Source organism: Solibacillus sp. NPDC093137, from assembly GCF_050280445.1.
Taxonomy (GTDB): Bacteria; Bacillota; Bacilli; order Bacillales_A; family Planococcaceae; genus Solibacillus; species Solibacillus isronensis_B.
On sequence record NZ_JBNNVH010000001.1, the window covers coordinates 186,331 to 206,642 of the forward strand.

General features: G+C 39.1%; 23 protein-coding genes, 1 tRNA gene and 1 riboswitch. Of the genes, 19 read left to right on the plus strand and 5 right to left on the minus strand.

Features of this window, described 5'->3' with window-relative positions; all coding sequences use genetic code 11:
- Nucleotides 1-5 precede the first annotated feature (5 nt).
- Nucleotides 6-184: riboswitch (Lysine riboswitch) on the plus strand.
- A gap of 86 nt (nt 185-270) precedes the next feature.
- Nucleotides 271-1,503: an aspartate kinase gene (locus ACQKN3_RS00875; RefSeq protein ID WP_427708736.1), complete on the plus strand. Its 1,233-nt coding sequence runs from the start codon at nt 271-273 to the stop codon at nt 1,501-1,503.
- A gap of 95 nt (nt 1,504-1,598) precedes the next feature.
- Here ACQKN3_RS00875 and ACQKN3_RS00880 read toward each other — a convergent pair whose 3' ends face one another.
- Nucleotides 1,599-2,015, minus strand: a complete 417-nt coding sequence (locus tag ACQKN3_RS00880) for a YslB family protein (RefSeq protein ID WP_251686560.1) — start codon at nt 2,013-2,015, stop codon at nt 1,599-1,601.
- 271 nt (nt 2,016-2,286) lie between these two features.
- Between ACQKN3_RS00880 and ACQKN3_RS00885 the strand changes: the two genes are divergently transcribed.
- The 13 genes from ACQKN3_RS00885 to ACQKN3_RS00945 all read left to right on the plus strand — a co-directional run bounded on the left by ACQKN3_RS00885 (nt 2,287) and on the right by ACQKN3_RS00945 (nt 10,997).
- Complete coding sequence (locus ACQKN3_RS00885; protein ID WP_079528254.1) at nt 2,287-2,901, plus strand: succinate dehydrogenase cytochrome b558 subunit; 615 nt, start codon at nt 2,287-2,289, stop codon at nt 2,899-2,901.
- 95 nt (nt 2,902-2,996) lie between these two features.
- Nucleotides 2,997-4,742: a succinate dehydrogenase flavoprotein subunit gene (gene sdhA / locus ACQKN3_RS00890; protein WP_251686561.1), complete on the plus strand. Its 1,746-nt coding sequence runs from the start codon at nt 2,997-2,999 to the stop codon at nt 4,740-4,742.
- A gap of 16 nt (nt 4,743-4,758) precedes the next feature.
- Nucleotides 4,759-5,535, plus strand: coding sequence for a succinate dehydrogenase iron-sulfur subunit (gene sdhB, locus ACQKN3_RS00895; protein ID WP_251686562.1), 777 nt, complete (start codon nt 4,759-4,761; stop codon nt 5,533-5,535).
- A 141-nt stretch (nt 5,536-5,676) separates the two neighbouring features.
- Nucleotides 5,677-6,120, plus strand: a complete 444-nt coding sequence (locus ACQKN3_RS00900; RefSeq protein ID WP_251686563.1) for an acyl-CoA thioesterase — start codon at nt 5,677-5,679, stop codon at nt 6,118-6,120.
- Nucleotides 6,121-6,189: 69 nt separating this feature from the next.
- A complete protein-coding gene (locus tag ACQKN3_RS00905) occupies nt 6,190-6,411 on the plus strand; it encodes a helix-turn-helix domain-containing protein (RefSeq protein WP_008405041.1) in 222 nt (73 codons plus the stop codon).
- Nucleotides 6,412-6,484: 73 nt separating this feature from the next.
- On the plus strand, nt 6,485-6,928 hold the full coding sequence (locus ACQKN3_RS00910) for a MarR family winged helix-turn-helix transcriptional regulator (RefSeq protein WP_079528245.1): 444 nt from the start codon (nt 6,485-6,487) through the stop codon (nt 6,926-6,928).
- A 16-nt stretch (nt 6,929-6,944) separates the two neighbouring features.
- Complete coding sequence (racE, locus tag ACQKN3_RS00915) at nt 6,945-7,745, plus strand: glutamate racemase (RefSeq protein ID WP_251686564.1); 801 nt, start codon at nt 6,945-6,947, stop codon at nt 7,743-7,745.
- Nucleotides 7,746-7,869: 124 nt separating this feature from the next.
- The gene (gene rph / locus ACQKN3_RS00920) at nt 7,870-8,622 is read left to right on the plus strand and encodes a ribonuclease PH (protein WP_427708741.1); all 753 of its coding nucleotides are present in this window, start codon (nt 7,870-7,872) and stop codon (nt 8,620-8,622) included.
- Nucleotides 8,622-9,215 (plus strand): XTP/dITP diphosphatase, encoded by a 594-nt coding sequence (locus ACQKN3_RS00925; RefSeq protein WP_427708743.1) that lies wholly within the window; start codon nt 8,622-8,624, stop codon nt 9,213-9,215. Before rph ends, ACQKN3_RS00925 begins: the two co-directional genes overlap by 1 nt.
- Before the next feature lie 106 nt (nt 9,216-9,321).
- Nucleotides 9,322-9,822, plus strand: coding sequence for a metallophosphoesterase family protein (locus ACQKN3_RS00930; RefSeq protein ID WP_427708745.1), 501 nt, complete (start codon nt 9,322-9,324; stop codon nt 9,820-9,822).
- A 172-nt stretch (nt 9,823-9,994) separates the two neighbouring features.
- Nucleotides 9,995-10,068 (plus strand) — tRNA-Arg (locus ACQKN3_RS00935).
- A 139-nt stretch (nt 10,069-10,207) separates the two neighbouring features.
- Nucleotides 10,208-10,363 carry a hypothetical protein gene (locus tag ACQKN3_RS00940; protein WP_427708747.1) on the plus strand — a complete coding sequence of 52 codons (156 nt, stop codon included), beginning with the start codon at nt 10,208-10,210 and terminating at the stop codon, nt 10,361-10,363.
- Between the two features lie 490 nt (nt 10,364-10,853).
- The gene (locus ACQKN3_RS00945; protein ID WP_251690054.1) at nt 10,854-10,997 is read left to right on the plus strand and encodes a hypothetical protein; all 144 of its coding nucleotides are present in this window, start codon (nt 10,854-10,856) and stop codon (nt 10,995-10,997) included.
- Between the two features lie 384 nt (nt 10,998-11,381).
- Here the strand turns inward: ACQKN3_RS00945 and ACQKN3_RS00950 are convergent, their stop codons facing one another.
- Nucleotides 11,382-11,882, minus strand: a complete 501-nt coding sequence (locus ACQKN3_RS00950; RefSeq protein WP_427708749.1) for a nucleoside-diphosphate sugar epimerase — start codon at nt 11,880-11,882, stop codon at nt 11,382-11,384.
- 313 nt (nt 11,883-12,195) lie between these two features.
- Here ACQKN3_RS00950 and ACQKN3_RS00955 point away from each other — a divergent pair, with 313 nt between their 5' ends.
- The 5 genes from ACQKN3_RS00955 to ACQKN3_RS00975 all read left to right on the plus strand — a co-directional run bounded on the left by ACQKN3_RS00955 (nt 12,196) and on the right by ACQKN3_RS00975 (nt 17,669).
- Nucleotides 12,196-13,272, plus strand: a complete 1,077-nt coding sequence (locus ACQKN3_RS00955; protein ID WP_251686570.1) for an aldo/keto reductase — start codon at nt 12,196-12,198, stop codon at nt 13,270-13,272.
- 269 nt (nt 13,273-13,541) lie between these two features.
- Nucleotides 13,542-14,324: an ABC transporter ATP-binding protein gene (locus ACQKN3_RS00960; RefSeq protein ID WP_427708752.1), complete on the plus strand. Its 783-nt coding sequence runs from the start codon at nt 13,542-13,544 to the stop codon at nt 14,322-14,324.
- A 33-nt stretch (nt 14,325-14,357) separates the two neighbouring features.
- Nucleotides 14,358-15,179: an ABC transporter permease gene (locus tag ACQKN3_RS00965; protein WP_427708754.1), complete on the plus strand. Its 822-nt coding sequence runs from the start codon at nt 14,358-14,360 to the stop codon at nt 15,177-15,179.
- Nucleotides 15,180-15,263: 84 nt separating this feature from the next.
- The gene (locus ACQKN3_RS00970; RefSeq protein WP_427708756.1) at nt 15,264-16,277 is read left to right on the plus strand and encodes an ABC transporter substrate-binding protein; all 1,014 of its coding nucleotides are present in this window, start codon (nt 15,264-15,266) and stop codon (nt 16,275-16,277) included.
- Between the two features lie 39 nt (nt 16,278-16,316).
- Complete coding sequence (locus tag ACQKN3_RS00975) at nt 16,317-17,669, plus strand: LLM class flavin-dependent oxidoreductase (RefSeq protein ID WP_427708758.1); 1,353 nt, start codon at nt 16,317-16,319, stop codon at nt 17,667-17,669.
- A 126-nt stretch (nt 17,670-17,795) separates the two neighbouring features.
- Here the strand turns inward: ACQKN3_RS00975 and ACQKN3_RS00980 are convergent, their stop codons facing one another.
- From ACQKN3_RS00980 to ACQKN3_RS00990, 3 genes are read right to left on the minus strand one after another with little or no spacing between them, the layout of a single operon-like run.
- Nucleotides 17,796-18,467, minus strand: a complete 672-nt coding sequence (locus ACQKN3_RS00980; protein ID WP_427708760.1) for a GNAT family N-acetyltransferase — start codon at nt 18,465-18,467, stop codon at nt 17,796-17,798.
- On the minus strand, nt 18,467-19,147 hold the full coding sequence (locus ACQKN3_RS00985) for a GNAT family N-acetyltransferase (protein WP_427708762.1): 681 nt from the start codon (nt 19,145-19,147) through the stop codon (nt 18,467-18,469). Before ACQKN3_RS00985 ends, ACQKN3_RS00980 begins: the two co-directional genes overlap by 1 nt.
- Complete coding sequence (locus tag ACQKN3_RS00990) at nt 19,137-20,015, minus strand: carbon-nitrogen hydrolase family protein (protein WP_251686576.1); 879 nt, start codon at nt 20,013-20,015, stop codon at nt 19,137-19,139. Before ACQKN3_RS00990 ends, ACQKN3_RS00985 begins: the two co-directional genes overlap by 11 nt.
- Nucleotides 20,016-20,312 lie beyond the last annotated feature (297 nt).

The window sequence follows — 20,312 nt, forward strand, 5'->3', positions numbered from 1 at the left end:
ATATTTACTAAGATAGAGGCGCAGTATTCAACAGTAAATTGCTCGAGGAAGAACAATTCCATTGACAGCAATCGAAAGGGGACCCTGCCGAAGTGAAGTGCGTATTGTTCGCGCAGTTTGCTGGTTTTGCATTTAAGAGATGTAAAACTGTCAGAGCTTTATGTTCTGGAGGGCTATCCTGAAAAACTTATAATTATTATTTGTATTGACGGCGGCTTTCCATGAATATGGGAAGTCGTCTTTTTGTTTACAATTTAAGGAGGGAAAAGAATGGAGACAGTTGTAGTAAAGTTTGGCGGTCCGGCATTGACTACACCGGAAAAAATCGTACAGGTAGCCAAAAAAGTGATAAAAGAGCAAGGACGTGGCATAAACTTAGTCGTTGTCGTTTCTTCAATACCCGCTATACGACGAGAATTGAGACAATATGCTGCTGAAATTACCGATGAGCCGTCGAAACGGGAAATGGATGCACTGGCCTCATCAGCAACACAAATAACTAGTGCAATGCTTGCAATGGCAATTCAGGAGCATGGAGGTAAAGCTGTGTCACTTGCTGGATGGCAAACAGGTATCCATACTAATCAAAAACATGGCAACGCACGAATCGATCATGTGGATAGTAAACGAATTCAGGAACATTTGGCATTAGGTGAAATCGTCGTAGTAGCAGGTTTTCAAGGAGTTACGGGGACAGACAATATTTCAACATTCGGCAAAGGGGGTTCTGAAACTTCAGCAGTTGCACTTGCGGTTGCCCTCGAAGCAGAGCGTGTCGAGATTTTTTCATCAGTTGAAGGGATTTTCACGGCAGACCCAGAAATTGTAAAAGGATCTAGGAAACTACCGGAAGTTTCTTATGATGAGATGTTGGAATTTGCAAATTTAGGGGCTAAAATTTTGCACCCACGCGCGGTTGAACTTGCCAAAAAATACAATATACCGCTCATTGTACGCTCTTTCGTACAGGACGTGGAAGGCACTTTTATTAAAGGGGATGTAGACATGGAGAAAAACTTACTTGTACGCGGGGTAGCTTACGAATCGGATATTATTCGTTTGACGATCGGCTATGATTCTTATGAAACCGCGTCATTGGCAGAAGTGTTTAGTGTTTTAGCAGAAAATGATATCAATGTGGACATTATTGTTCAAGCAGTCATTGATGGCGTGAAGCCGACCATTTCCTTTACAATTTCCAAAGATGAGTTTGCGGAAGCTTTACGGGTACTGGAAACTAGTAAATTGTCACTTGGGTTTAGTTTTGCAGATTTTGAAGTAGGTTTAGCGAAAGTATCTATTATCGGTTCTGCGATGGCATCCAATCCGGGGGTTGCGGCTCGCATGTTTGCACGCTTAGGTCGCGAACATATTCCTGTAAAAATGGTCAGCACTTCGGAAATTAAAGTGTCTGTCGTTGTACCACAGGAAGAAATGGTTCGTGCTGCGAATGTGTTGCATGAGGAATTCAATTTGGCGATGAAAGAAGTAACCGCTTCTTAAAGTAATAGCTGGAAATGAGCTGTAGTAGCTTATTTCCAGCTTTTTATTGAGTAAATTTGCTGCTTCAGCAATAGTTGTTTATTATAAGTTGAAGGCTAAATTTTCTCTTTTAAATCCCATTTTAACGTAAATTTTACGACATGTTTGTCATTATCTTTTTCTTCATAGCATTCCGTCAAATAGCCTAGCTGCTTTTGTTTCTGCTCTGCTAAAAAGCCAGCTTCAAGACGGAAGCAACGTTGTACAATATTGAGTGGCACTTCCTCTGTTGTCAAAAGTATGTAATGAAGTTCGTCCTTCGTTTCTTTTTCCAGAACTAACTGACCCCAGCCAGCTTCCATAAAAAAGGAAGGGAGTTCATCCATTGAAAATAATGGGAACTTTCTTGCAATTTCTTTACCTGCCCAATATAAAACATCTTCTTCATGCTTACCTAGAATAGAAGGAAGAAGATGGTCACGAATGATTTCGTAGCCAAAAGTTGGAATCGTTTTCATTTTGTACCCTTCCATATAAAAAACCTCTTTCATAAATTTTCTTATAATTTTCATTCTTTCATGAAGAAATGAGTTATAAGCAGAAAAAACGGTTCTTAAAACAGCGTAAAACCGTCTTTAAAATGATTATAAAATATCCTGCGTTGCCTTGACGCTAGTATCTGTTGAGAGTACAATGGACATGTCATAATATTGTACCATGATGAAATGCGCAGTCAACATCCCAACTTTTACAATTTTGAGGCGTTGCGCATGTGTATTTCAAGTACTAAGGGGGGTAACAGTTTTGTCGAAAGATCGTGAATTTTTATGGCGCCGCTTACACTCGTTATTAGGTGTAGTTCCTGTCGGGTTGTTCTTGGTGTTCCACTTATTTCTGAACTTCACTGCAGTTGGCGGTGAAGAAACTTACAATAACGCAACAGGTGTTATGGAATTACTTCCACACTCGTTATTGTTAGCGATGGAATGGATCATTATCTATATTCCATTAATGTTCCACGGATTCTATGGAGTGTATATTGCTTTCACTGCAACATACAATACTGGACGTTTCAGCACATTCCGTAACTGGATGTTTGCATTGCAACGTTTCACAGGTATTTTCCTTGTAGTCTTCATTGCGTGGCATATTTTCCAAACACGTATCCAAAAAGCATTAGGTGCTGAAGTTGAATTTAATATGATGGTTGAAATCGTTGACAATCCATTAATGTTAGTATTCTACATCTTAGGTATCGTTTCAGCAGCATTCCACTTAGCGAACGGTTTATGGTCGTTCTTAGTAAGCTGGGGTATTACGCAATCTAACAAATCTCAACGAATCGCAACTTATGTTACGTTGTTAATTTTCGTAGTATTAGCAATCGTTGGTGTTGCAGCTATCTTAGCATTCGTCTAATCCCTTAACTTGATCACTACTACATAGTTAAGATCCTAGAAGGAATGGAATATGAGTAAGAGTTTTTAGCAATTAATGAGGAGTGAGAAATAATCATGGCAAAAAGTAAAGTTATCGTCGTTGGTGGCGGTCTTGCTGGCTTAATGGCTACGATTAAAGCAGCTGAAGTTGGTACTGAAGTTGATTTATTCTCGTTAGTTCCAGTTAAACGTTCACACTCTGTATGTGCACAAGGCGGAATTAACGGAGCAGTTAATACAAAAGGTGAAGGGGATTCTCCATGGATCCACTTTGACGATACAGTATATGGTGGAGACTTCTTAGCGAACCAACCACCAGTTAAAGCAATGGCTGATGCCGCTCCTGGTATCATCCACTTAATGGACCGTATGGGAGTAATGTTCAACCGTACGCCAGAAGGTTTACTTGACTTCCGTCGTTTCGGTGGTACATTAATGCACCGTACAGCATTCGCTGGTGCGACAACGGGTCAACAATTATTATATGCACTAGATGAGCAAGTTCGTGCACACGAAGTAGCTGGTTTAGTTACGAAGTATGAGCACTGGGAATTCCTTGGTGCGGTGCTTGATGACGAAGGCGTTTGCCGCGGTATCGTAGCACAAGATTTACGTTCAGAAGAAATTCGCTCATTCCGTTCTGATGCTGTAATTATGGCAACAGGTGGTCCTGGGATTATCTTCGGTAAAACAACAAACTCAGTAATCAACACTGGTTCTGCAGCATCGATTGTTTACCAACAAGGTGCAACATATTCAAACGGTGAAATGATTCAAATTCACCCAACAGCGATTCCTGGAGACGACAAAAACCGTCTAATGTCTGAATCTGCTCGTGGTGAAGGTGGACGTGTATGGACGTATAAAGACGGTAAGCCTTGGTACTTCCTAGAAGAGAAATATCCTGCTTACGGTAACTTAGTACCACGTGATATCGCAACACGTGAAATTTTTGACGTGTGCGTAAACCAAAAGTTGGGTATTAACGGGGAAAACATGGTATACTTAGACTTATCCCATAAAGATCCTCATGAATTAGATATTAAATTAGGTGGTATTATCGAAATCTACGAGAAATTCGTAGGTGATGACCCACGTAAATTACCGATGAAAATCTTCCCTGCGGTACACTATTCAATGGGCGGATTATGGGTTGACTATGACCAAATGACTGAAATTCCTGGTTTATTCGCTGCAGGTGAATGTGACTACTCACAACATGGTGCAAACCGTTTAGGTGCGAACTCATTATTATCAGCGATTTACGGTGGTATGGTTGCAGGTCCAAATGCTGTTAAGTACATTAAAGGACTTCAAAAGCATGCGGAAGATCTACCTGAAGAAATCTACACGCGTCGCGTACAGGAAGAAACAGAGAAATGGGAAGCTATCCTGAAAATGGATGGTACGGAAAACGCTTACTTGCTACACAAAGAGCTTGGTGAGTGGATGACTGACAACATGACTGTTGTACGCGTAAACGCAAAATTAGAAGAAACTTATGCGAAATTAACTGAGCTTCAAGAGCGTTGGGAAAACATCAACATTAACGATACGCAAAAATGGTCGAATCAAGGTGCCCACTTCACTCGTCAGTTAAAGAACATGTTATATTTAGCTAAAGTTATGACGAAGGGTGCATTATTACGTGACGAATCTCGTGGCGCTCACTTTAAGCCAGAATTCCCAGAACGTGATGATGAGAACTTCTTAAAAACAACTATGGCGAAGTTCGATCCGGCAACGGGCGAACCAATTATTACTTATGCCGAAGTAGACGTTTCGTTAATTCCACCACGTAAACGCGACTACTCAGCGTAGAAGGGGGAACTAAACAGTGGAAACAGTAAATACTGATAGAACAGTTAAGTTAGAAATCGTTCGTCAAGACAATGAGAATGGTGCTACACGCGTTGAGAAGTTTGAAGTTCCTTACCGTCCTGGTATGAACGTTATCTCTGCTCTAATGCATATTCAAAAAAATCCTGTTACTGCTGATGGTCAAAAAACGACTCCAGTAGCATGGGATATGAACTGTCTGGAAGAAGTTTGTGGTGCATGTTCAATGGTAATCAATGGACGTCCGCAACAATCTTGTTCAGCATTAGTAGACAAGTTAACTCAACCAATTCGTTTAGAGCCAATGAAAACTTTCCCGGTTATCCGTGACTTACAAGTAGACCGTGAGCGCATGTTTAACGCACTTAAGAAAGTTAAAGCATGGGTACCAATCGATGGTACTTATGATTTAGGTGAAGGTCCACGTATGCCGGAGCGCAAACGTCAATGGGCTTATGAATTATCAAAATGTATGACTTGTGGTGTATGTATGGAAGCATGTCCAAACGTTTCTGAATCAGCATCATTCATCGGTCCATTTGCTTTATCACAAGTACGTTTATTCAACACACACCCAACTGGTGCAATGAATAAAGACGAGCGTTTAAATGCTATCATGGGCGACGGTGGTCTTGCAAACTGTGGTAACTCTCAAAACTGTGTAGCTGCTTGTCCAAAAGGTATTCCTTTGACAACATCTATCGCTGCACTTAACCGTGAAACAACAGTTCAAATGTTCAAAAACTTCTTCGGTTCTGACCACATGGTTGACTAATCGAATGAATATAATTGACCCTCACCTAGGTGGGGGTCTTTTTGTTTAGGATCGCTTTTTGATTTCTTACAAATTATGCTATAATGAATGAGTATTCATTATCAGGGGATGATGATGTAATCAAACAAAGGGGGAATTTTTATGCGAGCTACATATATTCAGGATGCAACAGAATGGATGGCAGGATTTTCGTTTTCGACAAAGGTAAAGGTACGATTTTCGGAAACAGATATGTATGGGCATGTAAATAATACAAAAGTATTTGCCTATTTCGAGTATGCACGTATCGAATATTTTAAAGCATTAGGATTTGATTTTACAGCAGGATCGGATACGGGAAATATGCTCGTTGTGGCAGATATTCAGTGTGATTATTTAAAAGAAGTGTTCTTCGATGAAGAATTGACAGTATTTGTCAAAACGGCGTCGATCGGCACTTCTTCCATGGATTTGCATTATTTGGTGAAAAATGAAAAAGATGAAGCATGCTATACAGGACGCGGAACGCTTGTACAATTGAGCAGTGACACGGGGAAAGGTGTCCCGTTACTGGAAGAGCAAAAAAAATTATTGCTTGGGAAATAGTTAAATGCCCTCACCTGCTTTGTATTTTCGACATAATGTACAAAGAAGAGGATAGGAGGGTGTTGCAAAATGAATCGTCCGCAGCATCGTTCGCTGTTAACAAAAAGAGAACGCGAGATTTTTGAGCTATTAATAAAGGACTATTCAACACGGGAAATATCAACTAAGCTAGGCATTAGTGAAAAAACCGTTCGTAATCATATTTCCAATACGATTCAAAAGCTGGGTGTATCAAGTCGTACGCAAGCAATTCTTGAGCTATTAAGACTTCAGGAATTGTCGATATACTGATTCGATGCTTGCTATTTTATAAAAAAAACTTCAAAATAGAACTATGAAACGCATCGAGGAGTGAATGGAGTAGATGAAAGATCACAGCACACATAGCTCTGAATCTGTAGCAATCCTGGAAAAAGAACTAAGATATATTTCACACTTAATCAAACAAAAAGGTCGAGAAATTTTAAGCAATTATACGATTACACCTCCGCAATTTATTGCATTGCAATGGTTGCATGAATCGGGTGATATGACGATCGGTGACTTGTCTACGAAAATGTATTTAGCGTTTTCGACAACGACAGATTTAGTGGACCGGATGGAGAAAAATGAATTGGTACAGCGTGTACGTGACGAAAATGATCGACGTGTTGTACGGATTCATCTTTTACCTGAAGGCGAAAGAATTATACAGGAAGTAATTTTTAAGCGTCAAAATTATTTGCGGGATATTACACAGGAATTTAACGCAGAAGAGTTTGAACAATTATCAAGAACATTGCAAAAACTACATTTATTAATGAAATAGGATAGAGGCGGTACAAGTGAATGCCCCAATTGGTGTTATCGATTCCGGAGTTGGCGGATTAACAGTGGCAAAGGCGATTATGGAGCTTTTGCCGAATGAAACAATATATTATATAGGTGATACGGCGCGATGTCCTTACGGGCCACGCACAAAGAAAGAAGTCCGCAATTTTACATGGGAGATGGCAAAAGCACTCGAAAAGATGAATGTGAAGATGCTTGTCATTGCATGTAATACTGCGACTGCCGTTGCATTGGAAAGTCTGCAAAAACATATGCCATTTCCGGTTTTAGGAGTTATTAATGCAGGGGCACGAGCGGCCATAAAAAAGACAAAGCGCAATGAAGTTGTCGTATTAGCGACAGAAGGCACGATCAAAAGCGGCGCATATGAAGAAGCGGTGAAATCATTATCGACAAAAGCGAAAATAATTCCACTTGCCTGTCCGACATTTGTGCCACTCGTTGAAAGTGGTGAATACGAAGGCCAATTTTCGTATGACCTCGTTGCAAAAGGATTAAAGCCGCTTGAAGATGAGCGATTTGATACAGTCATTTTAGGCTGTACACATTATCCTATTTTACAAAAGCAAATTGAGGCAGCAGTAGGCTCACATGTTCACGTCCTGTCATCTGCCGAAGAAACGGCTAAAGATGTCGAAGCGATTTTAAGCTATACAGGACAATTACGAACAGATGAAGAACCACCGCAGCATATTCTGCATGCATCTGGTTCCGTGCCGATTTTCCGTTCCATAGCAGAACGTTGGCTGGAAAAAGGTGAATTGGATATACGTAAAATTACATTCGAAAAATAGTTGATAGCTCAAATTAGGCATTTTGTCTAATTTGAGCTTTTTCCTTCTATGTCTTGCTTTTCTGCTTTAGACCCTCCTTAAATTGTGATAAGATAAGTGCGCGAACAAATTGAGGAGGTCACGAATGACTAGACATGACTTACGAGCTGTGAATGAATTACGTCCAGTTCAAATTGATAATAATTATTTAATGCATCCGGAAGGCTCGGTATTAATAACAGTTGGAAATACAAAGGTGATTTGTACTGCAACAATTGAAGAAAAAGTACCTGGTTTTTTACGTGGACAAGGTAAAGGTTGGATTACGGCTGAATATTCCATGCTACCACGCGCTACAGAGCAACGCACACGCCGTGAAAGCTCTGCAGGGAAGGTAAGTGGCCGCACGATGGAAATTCAACGCTTAATCGGCCGAGCATTACGTGCTGTCGTTGATTTAGAAGCGCTAGGTGAAAAAACGGTATGGATTGACTGTGACGTGATCCAGGCAGATGGCGGAACGCGTACGGCATCGATTACAGGAGCATTTGTAGCGATGACACAGGCAATTGCAAAACTAGGTGTAGACAAGCCATTCGTAAAATTCCCTGTAACAGATTATTTAGCTGCAACTAGTGTGGGAAAATTAGAAAACATTGGCGCAGTTTTGGATTTAAATTATGTGGAAGATTCATCTGCACAAGTCGATATGAATGTTATTATGACAGGTGCCGGCGAATTTGTGGAATTACAAGGTACAGGTGAAGAAGCGACATTCAGCCGTTCAGAACTGAATGAATTACTTGATTTAGGAGAATCGGGAATTGCCCAGCTAATCGAAATGCAAAAAACAGCACTAGGTGAAATCGCAAACTTGATCGGAAAGGTGGAAGCATAATGAAACAAGTAGTAATCGCCACAAAGAATAAAGGAAAAGCGAAAGACTTTGAAGCACTATTCGGACCATTCGGCTATGAAGTTGTCACAATGTTTGACGTTGCTCCGGATGTGGAAATAGAAGAGACAGGTAAGACTTTTGAAGAAAATGCAATTTTAAAAGCGAAAACATTAGCAAACATGCTTGGCCAAATCGTGATTGCGGATGACAGTGGTTTAGCGATCGATGCATTAAACGGTGAACCTGGAGTGTATTCAGCACGTTATGCCGGCGATCATGACGATGAAGCGAATATTGTGAAAGTGCTGGAAAACATGAAGGATGTACCGGAAGAACAGCGTACAGCCCGTTTCTGCTGTGCATTGGCAATTGCAGGACCGAATATGGAAACGAAAACAGTATTCGGCACTTGTGAAGGTATGATTGCACATGAAAAGAAAGGGACTAACGGATTCGGCTATGATCCGATTTTCTATGTGCCTGCTTTGGAAAAACATATGGCTGAGCTTTCTGCAGAAGAAAAAGGTGCCATTTCACACCGAGGCAATGCTATTCGTAAACTGGCATTACAGTTAGCAGAATTTCTGAAATAGCAATTGCGAGAATTGTTGGAAATTGTAAAAATTTGTTTAATAACGATTGAATTTTCGTTTCAATGCTGTCACACTAAGTATAGAAATGTAAAGGATGTGGATACGAATGAAGCTATTGATTATGAGTGATACACATGGTGACGAGGAAATCATTGAACGTGTAAAGGGCTACCATCCAGATGCGCATAAAGTGATCCATTGTGGTGATAGTGAATTACCGTATGCACATCCTGCTCTGCAAGGAGTAGAGCGTGTGAAAGGGAACTGTGATCATGACCATAACTATTTAGAGGAGATGCTGTTTCAGATAAATGGAGATCGTGTGTATGTGACACACGGGCATTTATACGATGTGAAAAACTCTCCAATGAAACTGATTTACCGCGCAAAGGAAGTCAGCGCACAAATCGTATGTTTTGGTCATTCACATGTACTTGGTGCAGAATATATTGACGACATTTTATTTATCAATCCGGGCAGCTTACTAAAGCCCCGTCGAATAGAAGAAAAGTCATTTGTTACCCTAACAATAACTTCCACACATTTTACATTACAATGTTATGACGATAATAATAATTTGATCGATGAATTATTTTATGAGCGTTAATTATCAAAGTGAAGCCTTGAGTTAATGAGGACTTCACTTTTTTTATGCAGAATTGAGAGAACAAAAAATTATTTTAGTTAAATAATAATTTTATTGAATTTGTTTGTTGACTTTAAATATAATATACCATATAATAAAAATTGTCTTTATTACCAATTGGATTAAAGAAATTGTCTCAGTAGCTCAGCAGGATAGAGCAACGGCCTTCTAAGCCGTCGGTCGGGGGTTCGAATCCCTCCTGGGACGTAAAGTAATTTTGAGAAAACTCAATAGTATAAACGATTTGACTAGTGTGGGTATAACTAGCGGGATTCTAACCGTTAAAAATTCACCAAAAAATTGTTGCAAAAAAACCTTCAATTATAATAATTGGAGGTTTTTTGTTTTGATTAAGAAAAAAGGTGTTTTTGACGTTACAGTATCTACTGAAATACAAAACCGAAAAAAGAAACAATTGCAAAAGGAATGGCAGTTGGAAAAGCACTTGAAGAATGAAATGTTAATAAAAAAGAAAGCGTCGAGAGCTTGGAATCGTTTTTAAAATCGGAGTATGATTCTAATGACAAGATTAGAGATGCAATTGCACAACTATAATCCTCATTAGTAGAGGGCAAAATGAATAAACTGTCACCAGGGCAAAATAAAACCATCGAAGAAATTTGGATTTATCATAACGAAAAGTAAACGTATTCTACACTTTCGTGAATTGGTATTGATATATCCATACCATGAAGCAGATGGCAATATTGGCGGAGGTAAAATTAATAACATTTTAATCCAACGGAAAGAAAAGCAATAATGTTATATCAGAAGATAAACGGTACCAACATTTAAAGAAAACCATTGATGCCATTGAAGGATTATATAAAGAATTAGACGATGATCTAAAAAACATTGTTCTATTCGCTATGGGGATAAAGAAGGATGCTATGAATGGGAAGATGATGCAGATAAATTATACATGCGCGAAATTAAGTATTATGTAAGCGCAATGTGTTGATTGACAAGACAGCAGAGAGGATGGGGCGGTTGTGAAGATTGAAATTGGTGGTGTAAGTTTTGGTATGGTGCTTGCTATCATTATTTCATGGAGCGTTAATAAATCTGTAGTGTGGGCGATAATACATGGTTTGTTCGGTTGGCTCTATGTTATTTACTATGTACTTACAATGTGAACTTCACATAAAAACCGTGGAAATTGATAACATACCCATGATTTAAACATACAAATTATCATAACCTGTCGAATTCAAACAGACTATTAGTTGACCATGTGTGATGATGAATAGTGGAAGTTGTTAAGGCAGCGATTAGATGACTTTGGCATGTTGCTGGAGTCATCTTTTTCATTGTCTATTGCTTTATCGTGTGGGAGTTTATCGTTGCAATCAGCCTCCAATTGTTATAATTAAAGTTTTTTTGTTTTAATGAATACTCCCATGAAATAGGTCGACCAATTTCATGGCTGACCTATTTTATTTTAACGGACTGTAATTAGTAGCGGATATATTAATTAGTTCCGGAGAAAAAATGTATTTATAAATAAGGGGCACGACATTTTATTTCAATTCTATATTTTCTATATACAGATCAACATCTTTCATCAATTGTTTAAATAAAATTCTATTTTTCTTTTTGATATTTATTTTTTTTCTTGCAGACTTTAAAGAAAATTCTTCATGAACAATACAACTTCTGAGGTTCGCCAATAATTTAGTATTATTTTTAAAAGTTAAGTAATCACCCAATTTCCTCTCTAGATCGAGAATTATATTAATGTCGGACTTATTTTTATATTTATGATTAAAGTAAACTTTATAAATGTCTTTTAGCAGTTGTTCAGTTAATGAATACAACTCTACTGTGAGTGTTGCATATTTTCGGTCCCTACGGCGTCCATAAAATTCTTCCAACTCATAATCACTCAATAGCTCCACCCATTTAAAAGCACCTGATTTATTCGAAGTATTTTTTACAATTTGCTGAAATTCTTTTTCGATTAAACAAAGATCAGCAAATGCATGATCTTTTAACTTTTTGATTTCTTTCTTTTTACTCAATTCAAACACTCCTTTCAATAATTGGATTTAATAGCAAAAGGGAAGCTCACTCGCTCCAATACCCCTGTGCAACAAGTTACCTATTTTTTCTTACCCGAATTTTTAAATTAACCAACTATTTTTTGACACAATCAAATAACGTAAAGGATTTTAGCGGTAATACAAAGGTTCCTAAATAGACTTAAAAAGATATTGAAGGCGCTTTTTAACGCACCCATTCTATAACATGATTGTGCAATATCTCGTGAAAAGGTCGTAGAATGTTTTATTTAATAGGGAACATGGGAAAACACAATGCATAGGAGGGATCATGATGGATTATAATTTATTTGGCAATTCAGATTTGAAAGTTTCTAAATATGCTTTGGGTACCGTGATGTTCAGTACAAATGGTCTTGAGGAAGCGGGTGCAATGGATCAGACAACCGCAAATTATATGGTGGATTACGCACTGGATCAAGGCATCAACCATTTTGATACAGCAAATATGTACGCAAAAGGTGATGCGGAAGTTATTTTTGGCAAAGCGATAAGAGATAAACGCCAGGATATGATCATCAGCAGTAAAAAAGGATTTCAGCTGATCGATAAACCAACCGATACGGGAGCTTTAATCAACGTTGATTCATCGATAGATGCGCTATTAAAAAGACTAGGTACAGACTATATTGATCTCTATTATGTACATTGTTGGGACGGCCAAGTAGCGGTTAGTGAAACGGTCCAAGAGATGAATGATTTAATTAAAAAAGGGAAAATTCGTCATTGGGGAGTATCCGATTACAACGGCTGGGCACTTGCGAAGACACATACATGGGCAGTAGAAAATAATATGATACCGCCAATTGCACAACAAATCTATTACACACCGGAATCTCGTGAAGCAGAGTACGAAATTTTGCCGGCCGGTAAAGAATTGGGCATTGCTAATAGTATTAGATCGCCACTTGGTGAGGGGCTGCTTACTGGTAAATTTACAAGAAACAAAATGTTCGAACCAGGTACAAGACAAGAGAATGGCTGGCCGGAAACATATATTAAAAATCCGGATTTGTTTTATAATCTAATCGATTTATTGCAAGATGTTGCGTCTAAACATAAAGCGACAGTAGCGCAAGTTGTTCTTGCATGGTTACGTGATCGACCAAATGTTGATTCAATTATCTTGTCTGCAAGAACTAAAGAACAATTGCATGAGAATATTGCATCCTATAATTTAAAATTAACAAACGAAGATATCTCACAAATTAATAACTTAACAGCACTGGAACCTATTTATCCATTATGGCACCGCGCTATGAATACAGTGGATAGAGCTTCAAATGCAGAAAAGGTCTATTTGGACGAATACATTAAGTTGATGGATAGAAAAAATCAGACTGGATTATAATTAATGGACTCCAAGCATAGCGTAAAAAAATCTGATAATTCCAATAAAACTAGTTGACATTTAAATTAGTTTTATTTATTATTAATTTCAATATATGGCTTAGCAAGCTCACTAGATATACTAGAGGCTCCCTTATCTAATTGATAAGGGAGCCTTTTGTTTTAACTGAAAGGGGGATTTACTAATTGTGAGTGGACGATTCATATAAAAAATTTTTTACAATAAACATACTATTTTAATTGGAATTGTATGAAATGGGAGTGTGAACAATGGAAAAAATCAAATTTGAACAAGTCTCCAAAAACTTCTTAGTCCGAGATGAAAACAAAAAAGGGGCTCAACGTGAATTTACCGCTATTCAAGGTATTGACTTCTCAGTAAAGGAGGGTGAATTCATTACTTTAGTAGGGCCGAGTGGATGTGGGAAATCTACATTACTCGATTTGCTGACAGGTTTAACGAATCCGACAAAAGGCAGGATTCTTATTGATGGTCGTGAAATAAGCGGACCAGGGCTGGATCGTGGAATTGTCTTTCAACAATATGCATTATTTCCATGGAAAACAGCACGCGGCAACATTGAATTTGGTTTAGAAGCGAAAGGAATTCCGAAAAAGGAGTGGCAAGAGAGAACCGATTATTATTTGGACTTAGTAGGCTTGAAAAACTATTCTGATCGCTATCCGCATGAATTATCAGGGGGAATGAAGCAGCGCGTAGCAATTGCGCGGAGTTTAGCATTCAATCCAGATGTATTATTAATGGATGAACCATTTGCCGCATTAGATGCACAAACTCGTGAAACATTACAAACGGAATTATTGCGCATTTGGAAGAAGACAGGTAAGACAATTATTTTTATTACACATGGAATTGATGAGGCAGTGTACTTAGGAGAACGGGTTGTTGTTCTTTCAGCCAATCCAGGTACTGTCAAAAAGATTATAGATATTCCACTGAACAATCGTTTAGCTGACGCTGATATTAAATCAAACCAAGCATTCGTAAAAGCGAGGCATGAGGTATGGAGTTTACTGCATGAACCGGAATAACAAGGCGCACACATTTAAGAAGGGGGTTTTTAGATGGTAACATTAAATAAACCGACGCAAATCGAAGAAACGAGTAAACGACCTAGGACTTCCGGTAAATCACTTTCAATCATGTTGAAAGTCTTTAAGAAATCAATCGTACTTATTTTGTTTGTATTATTCTGGGAGCTTGCCCCACAGTTAGGTTTTGTCGATAGGACGTTTCTGCCGCCATTTTCCGAGGTTATTCATGCATGGTGGGACCTACTTATAACAGGGGAAATATGGAGACATTTTGAGGCGAGTATTTTACGTTCACTTTTTGGCTTTGCTTTAGCATTAGTCGTAGCGATACCATTAGGTCTGCTAATTGGATGGTATCCGTTAGCAAGAGAGTTACTAACACCAATCTTGGAGCTATTCCGTAACACAGCAGCATTAGCGCTGTTACCAGTATTTATTTTACTGTTAGGAATTGGTGAAGTTTCTAAAATATCAATTGTCTTATATGCATGTACTTGGCCCGTTTTATTAAATACTATTTCTGCTGTAAAAAGTGTGGATCCGTTATTAATTAAATCAGCACGTTCAATGAATATTTCTTCGTTTAAATTGTTTTACAAAGTTATTTTACCTGCATCGGTACCGACAATTTTTACTGGTATTCGTATGGCAGGGACGGGTGCGATTTTAGTATTAATTGCTGCTGAGATGATTGGTGCAAAAGCGGGGTTAGGTTATTTTATTACGTATTCGCAATACAATTTCCTGATTGCTGAAATGTATGCGGGCATTATTACTATTGCATTATTAGGCTTATTGATTAACTATGGCCTTTCCGGTGCAGAGCGCTACTTCTCGCGATGGAAACAGTAAGTATTTTATTTTTAATTAAAACCTACTAATTTAATTTGTTTAGTCATGTATATTGTTTTTAAACAAGAAAAGGGGAATCTTAGCATGAAAAAGATGTGGTTGTTATTAGTCGTATTAAGTGTAAGTCTGGGAGCTTTAACAGCGTGCTCAAATAATGATTCACGTAGTACAGCAAGCGCAAATGGTCAAGATCGAGTTATACAATATCAAAGCACTCCTGGAAATGTAATATTCCCTGAATTAGCAGAGGCCCTTGGTTATCTGGGGGATATAGAGCTGGAAAAAGTAAGTGATATGGTCGGCGGTCCAGAAAGTATTCAACTAACAGCAACAGGCGAAATAGATTTCGGTTCAGCATTTAACGGTGCCATTATTAAATCTTATGCACAAGGTGTAAAGATTAAATCGGTTGTAGGCTCTTACGGTAGTGATGAAAATACATTTATTGGCTATTATACATTGGACGACAGTGGCATTAAAACAGCGAAAGACTTAATCGGCAAGAAAATCGGAATGAACACATTAGGGGCGCACTCTGAGTTTGCAGTAAAACAATTTTTACGTGATGGCGGTTTAACAGAAGATGAAATTCAAGAAGTTCAATTAGTCGTTGTACCGGGCGCGAGTGCAGAACAAATTTTACGGGCTGGTCAAATCGATGTTGTAGCACTTAGTGGTATTGGGAAAGAACGTGCTTTAGATAATGGTGTCATTTATCCGGTATTTAAAGATACCGATTTATTTGGTCAATTTACAGCAGGTGAATTCTTTTTTACTGAAAAGTATATTGAAGAAAATCCGGACACAGTTAAAACATTTGTAGAAGGAGTTTCGAAAGCAATTGAATGGGCTAGAACAACGCCCCGTGAAGAAGTCGTTGCAAAGTTTGAGGAAATTGTTTCTGCACGTGAAGGTAATGAAACGACAGAAAATTTAAAATACTGGCAGAGCACAGGGATTGCTGAAGAAGGTGGACAAATTGCAGAAAAGGAATTCCAAATCTGGATCGACTGGTTAGTGGAGAATGGTGATTTAAAAAAAGGTCAAGTGAAGTTAGAGAATCTATTCACAAATGAATACAATCCATATGGCAAATAAAGCTTTTAACTAAATTCAACGTAAAAGGAGAATATTAAAATGACAAAAAGACAATTAAGTTTAGGTGCGTTTATTAATCTGCCGGGTCACCATGTTGCGAGCTGGAGACATCCCGAAACCGAAGTGCGTAAAGTAACAGATTTAGCCTATTTAACAGAAATCGCGCAAGTTGCGGAGCGCGGCAAGTTTGATAATTTATTTTTTGCAGATGTATTTGGTCAACCGATTTTAGAAAATGCACACTCAGGATTGAAGCTGGATCCGGTCGTCATTATTTCTGCATTAGCAGCTGTCACGAAAAATATCGGTTTAACAGCAACATTAACAACATCGTATAATGAACCGTTTCATGTAGCACGTAAGTTTGCAGCAATTGATCATTTATCAAACGGTCGTGCAGCCTGGAATGTTGTGACTTCAGCCAATGAGCGAGAGGCATTGCTGTTTGGCCGTGATGCACACTTTCAACACGCAGAACGTTATGAGCGCGCCGATGAATTTGTAGATGTGGTGAAAAAGCTATGGTATTCGATAGACGAAGAGGCATTGGTAATTGATAAGGAAAGTAGTCATTATTACAACTTAAATAAAGTGACTGAAATAGATCATGAGGGGAAATTCTTTAAACTAAAAGGAACACTGGATGCGCCGTCCACACCACAAGGCCATCCGGTAATCGTACAGGCAGGCTCTTCGGAGGCAGGAAAAGAGCTAGCTGCGAAAACAGCTGAAGTTATTTTCACTGCATGGCAAACATTGGAAGATGCACAAGCATTTTATAAAGATGTTAAAGGCCGTTTAGCAAAATACGGTCGTAATTCTGAAGATCTAAAAATATTACCAGGGGCTTTCATTGTTGTAGCTGCAACAGAAGAGGAAGCAATTGCGAAACATCAGCAATTAAATAACTATATTACGCCAGAAGTAGGCTTGGCTTATCTATCCGGTTTTACGGGGGTAGATTTATCGGAGTACGACTTTGAAGGGCAAATTCCAGATTTTAATGGCCAGCAAATTGATGGCACGAATCCGAATATTCGAGCGAGTATTGTGAAAGGTATTGTAGAGGCAAAAGGGTTAACAACTTTGAGAGAATTATACAACAATATTGCAGGGGCTCGCGGGCATCGAGAAATTATCGGGACGCCAACCCAAGTTGCCGATCAGTTGCAGGAATGGTTTGAAAATGAAGCGGCTGATGGTTTTAATATAATGGCACCAACTTTCCCGCAAGGCTTCAACGACATTGTAGAACTAGTAATTCCAGAACTACAGCGGCGGGGATTATTTAAGACGGAGTATGCTGGTACGACATTACGTGAAAATCTTGGTTTAAAACGTCCGGTTAATCCATATATACAGCAAAAAGCTCCACAAGAAGTTCCACTTTAATCTGTAATTTAGCGTTTCTGACAATTTAAAAGCACTTCAGTTTCTATTGTACTTAGAATCTGAAGTGCTTTGTTTGTAAGAAATCGATAAACCTGTAGTGCACGATTAGTACAATAATAGAAAATGTTAAATTGCCACCAACTCCACACTTTCTTTTGCATCAAGATACTCGATCATCTCTACCCATGTATCTGGCTTCTCGGGCAATACTGCATAGTACGTCTTTAAAAATGTCGCAATCAGTGATGCATTTAAATCGGTTTGTTCGTAGTCAGCGGGCATAAAGCATAAATCAAGTCCGCTTACAGCTGTCCCGTCCAACTGCCATGATGGGTGGACGTACGGGAAGTTTAGCCGTTTGTAGCCTAAATGTGATAACACTTCACGGCGTACAAACGGGTCCATTGGTTTTACTCCACCAAAGCCGTGATCGTCTACACGATACGGATCATAGATTTCTGCAAACATGCCTGCCATTTGCTTGTTGTTTTCCTGTGCCAATGCTTGTAAATCTGCTGCACGTTTTGTTGCTAGGAAACGGCCGACGCCAATACCTTCCCGGCCGATAATTGTAAAATCGGTCATGCCAACATTTAAATCTTTATAATAGCGGTACTCTGTTGTCCCAACGACTTCACCTTCATGTACAGCGACAAATACGCGAATGCTTGGATCCTCCAGCGGTTCTTTCCATAAATCAAATGCTAATACTTCCTCCGGTGGAAATACCGTTTTTAATAGTTCATACATATCTGCAAACAGTGGGTCGGTAATCGATGTAATGCGATGATAATCCATTAATAAGCCTCCTTGATTTGGACGAAAGGATTGCGCCATTCCATTAATACACCATAATGATGCGACTCTTCATCCTCTAAATAGTGGGGTACAACTTGTATCGGCATGCGACCGCAGCGTAGTAGAAAGGAAATGACCTGGTCGTGTATTTCACCACGCAAAACGGCTTCAATATACGCTTCTGGTGAAAGCTGGCCGGCATGGTGATGATAATTCGGCATCCGGCTGCCGCCAAGCAGACGAACGCGCTTTTGCTCAATGACGATTTCATACATCGAAAGCATGAGCCATTTGCCAAGCCCTAAATTGCGAGAAGCTGGGCGCACACAAAGATCAACAATGTAGAGTGTATCGCCATTTGGATCATGAGTACGAATATAGCCGTTATCGGTTATGTCCTCCCACGTATGTAGGGGATTGTTTGGGTCAAAATCAACGAGCAAGGACGTCATGGAACCGACGATTTGCCCATCCACTTCAATGCAAAGTGTACCTTCCGGGAAATGTGTGACATGACTTATAAGTTGTTCTTCACTCCACCATAGCTCTGAAGGGAATGGGGGAGGGAAGCAATCCTGTTGAATACGGATAAGGGCATCAAAATCTGCAGGCGTGTAATTCCGGACTGTCGCAAGGATCGGCTTGCTGTCTTGAAACACATAAAACTGTTTACTGTACATTGATAAAACTGCTTTCCCAGTCATTGTATAAATCGGTACGACGGTCACGCCACGTTGTTACAGAGCCCTTTTCGCGTACTTGATAAAGCAGTGCCAAATCTAAATCCCCCGTAACAACCATATCGTTATTGAGCTCTCCTTCAACTACGATTCCACGCGGTGGGAACGGGACGTCATTTGGTGCAATAATCGCGGACTGTCCAAAATTCATGCGCATAAAATCAATGGTTGGGAGCGAACCGACAGTAGAAGCGGTAACGACATATACCTGGTTTTCAATAGCGCGGGCATGACTTGTATATCGAACACGATGGAAGCCGTGGCGATCATCGGTACAAGATGGGCAAAAGATAACATCTGCGCCACGAGCTTTTGCCATTCGTACGATTTCAGGGAACTCGATATCGTAACACGTTAAAATTGCAATTCTACCTTTTTCTGTATCAAAAAGGTGTAACTCATCACCTGCCGCCATGTTCCACTCGTTTACCTCTGTTGGGGTAATATGAAGTTTCGCCTGTGTGGCAACCGTGCCATCCGGATAAAATAAGTGAGCGACATTGTAGAGTTTGTCATTGTTCCGTATGACATGGGTACCACCGATAATATGCGTCTTTGTTTTAACGGCTAAACCTGTAAATAAATCAAGGTACTGCACTGTAAAATCAGGAAGCTCATTGATGGAAAGTGGCTCCCCTTTATCGTTGCCTATTGATAACAGCTGCGTCGTAAAAAACTCAGGAAATAAAATGAAATCCGTCTCGAACTCTAGGGCGGCTCGCACGTAATGGTCTACTTGCTGAGCAAATTCCTCAAATGATCGAATCGTATGAAGATGATATTGAACGGTTGATACACGTAGTTTCATATGGACCCCCTTACTATTTTTTCATAATATTACCATCATATTGCTAGCTATAATAGTATGTTTTTCAGTTAATTTCAATGCGAATTTGGAAATGCATCCGTAACTCACGTATATTGTGAAGATTTTCACTTATACTAACGTGGCAAAAAGCTTAAGTAGAAGAGAATGATTTTATAGGAAAAATATAAGAAAACGATATTTATGGTAATAAAACGGCGAATCAAGGGTACTAAGTGATATATGTACACGCATTAAAGTAAGACGTATGGCATTTTGAGTGAAATTCTATGGCATTTA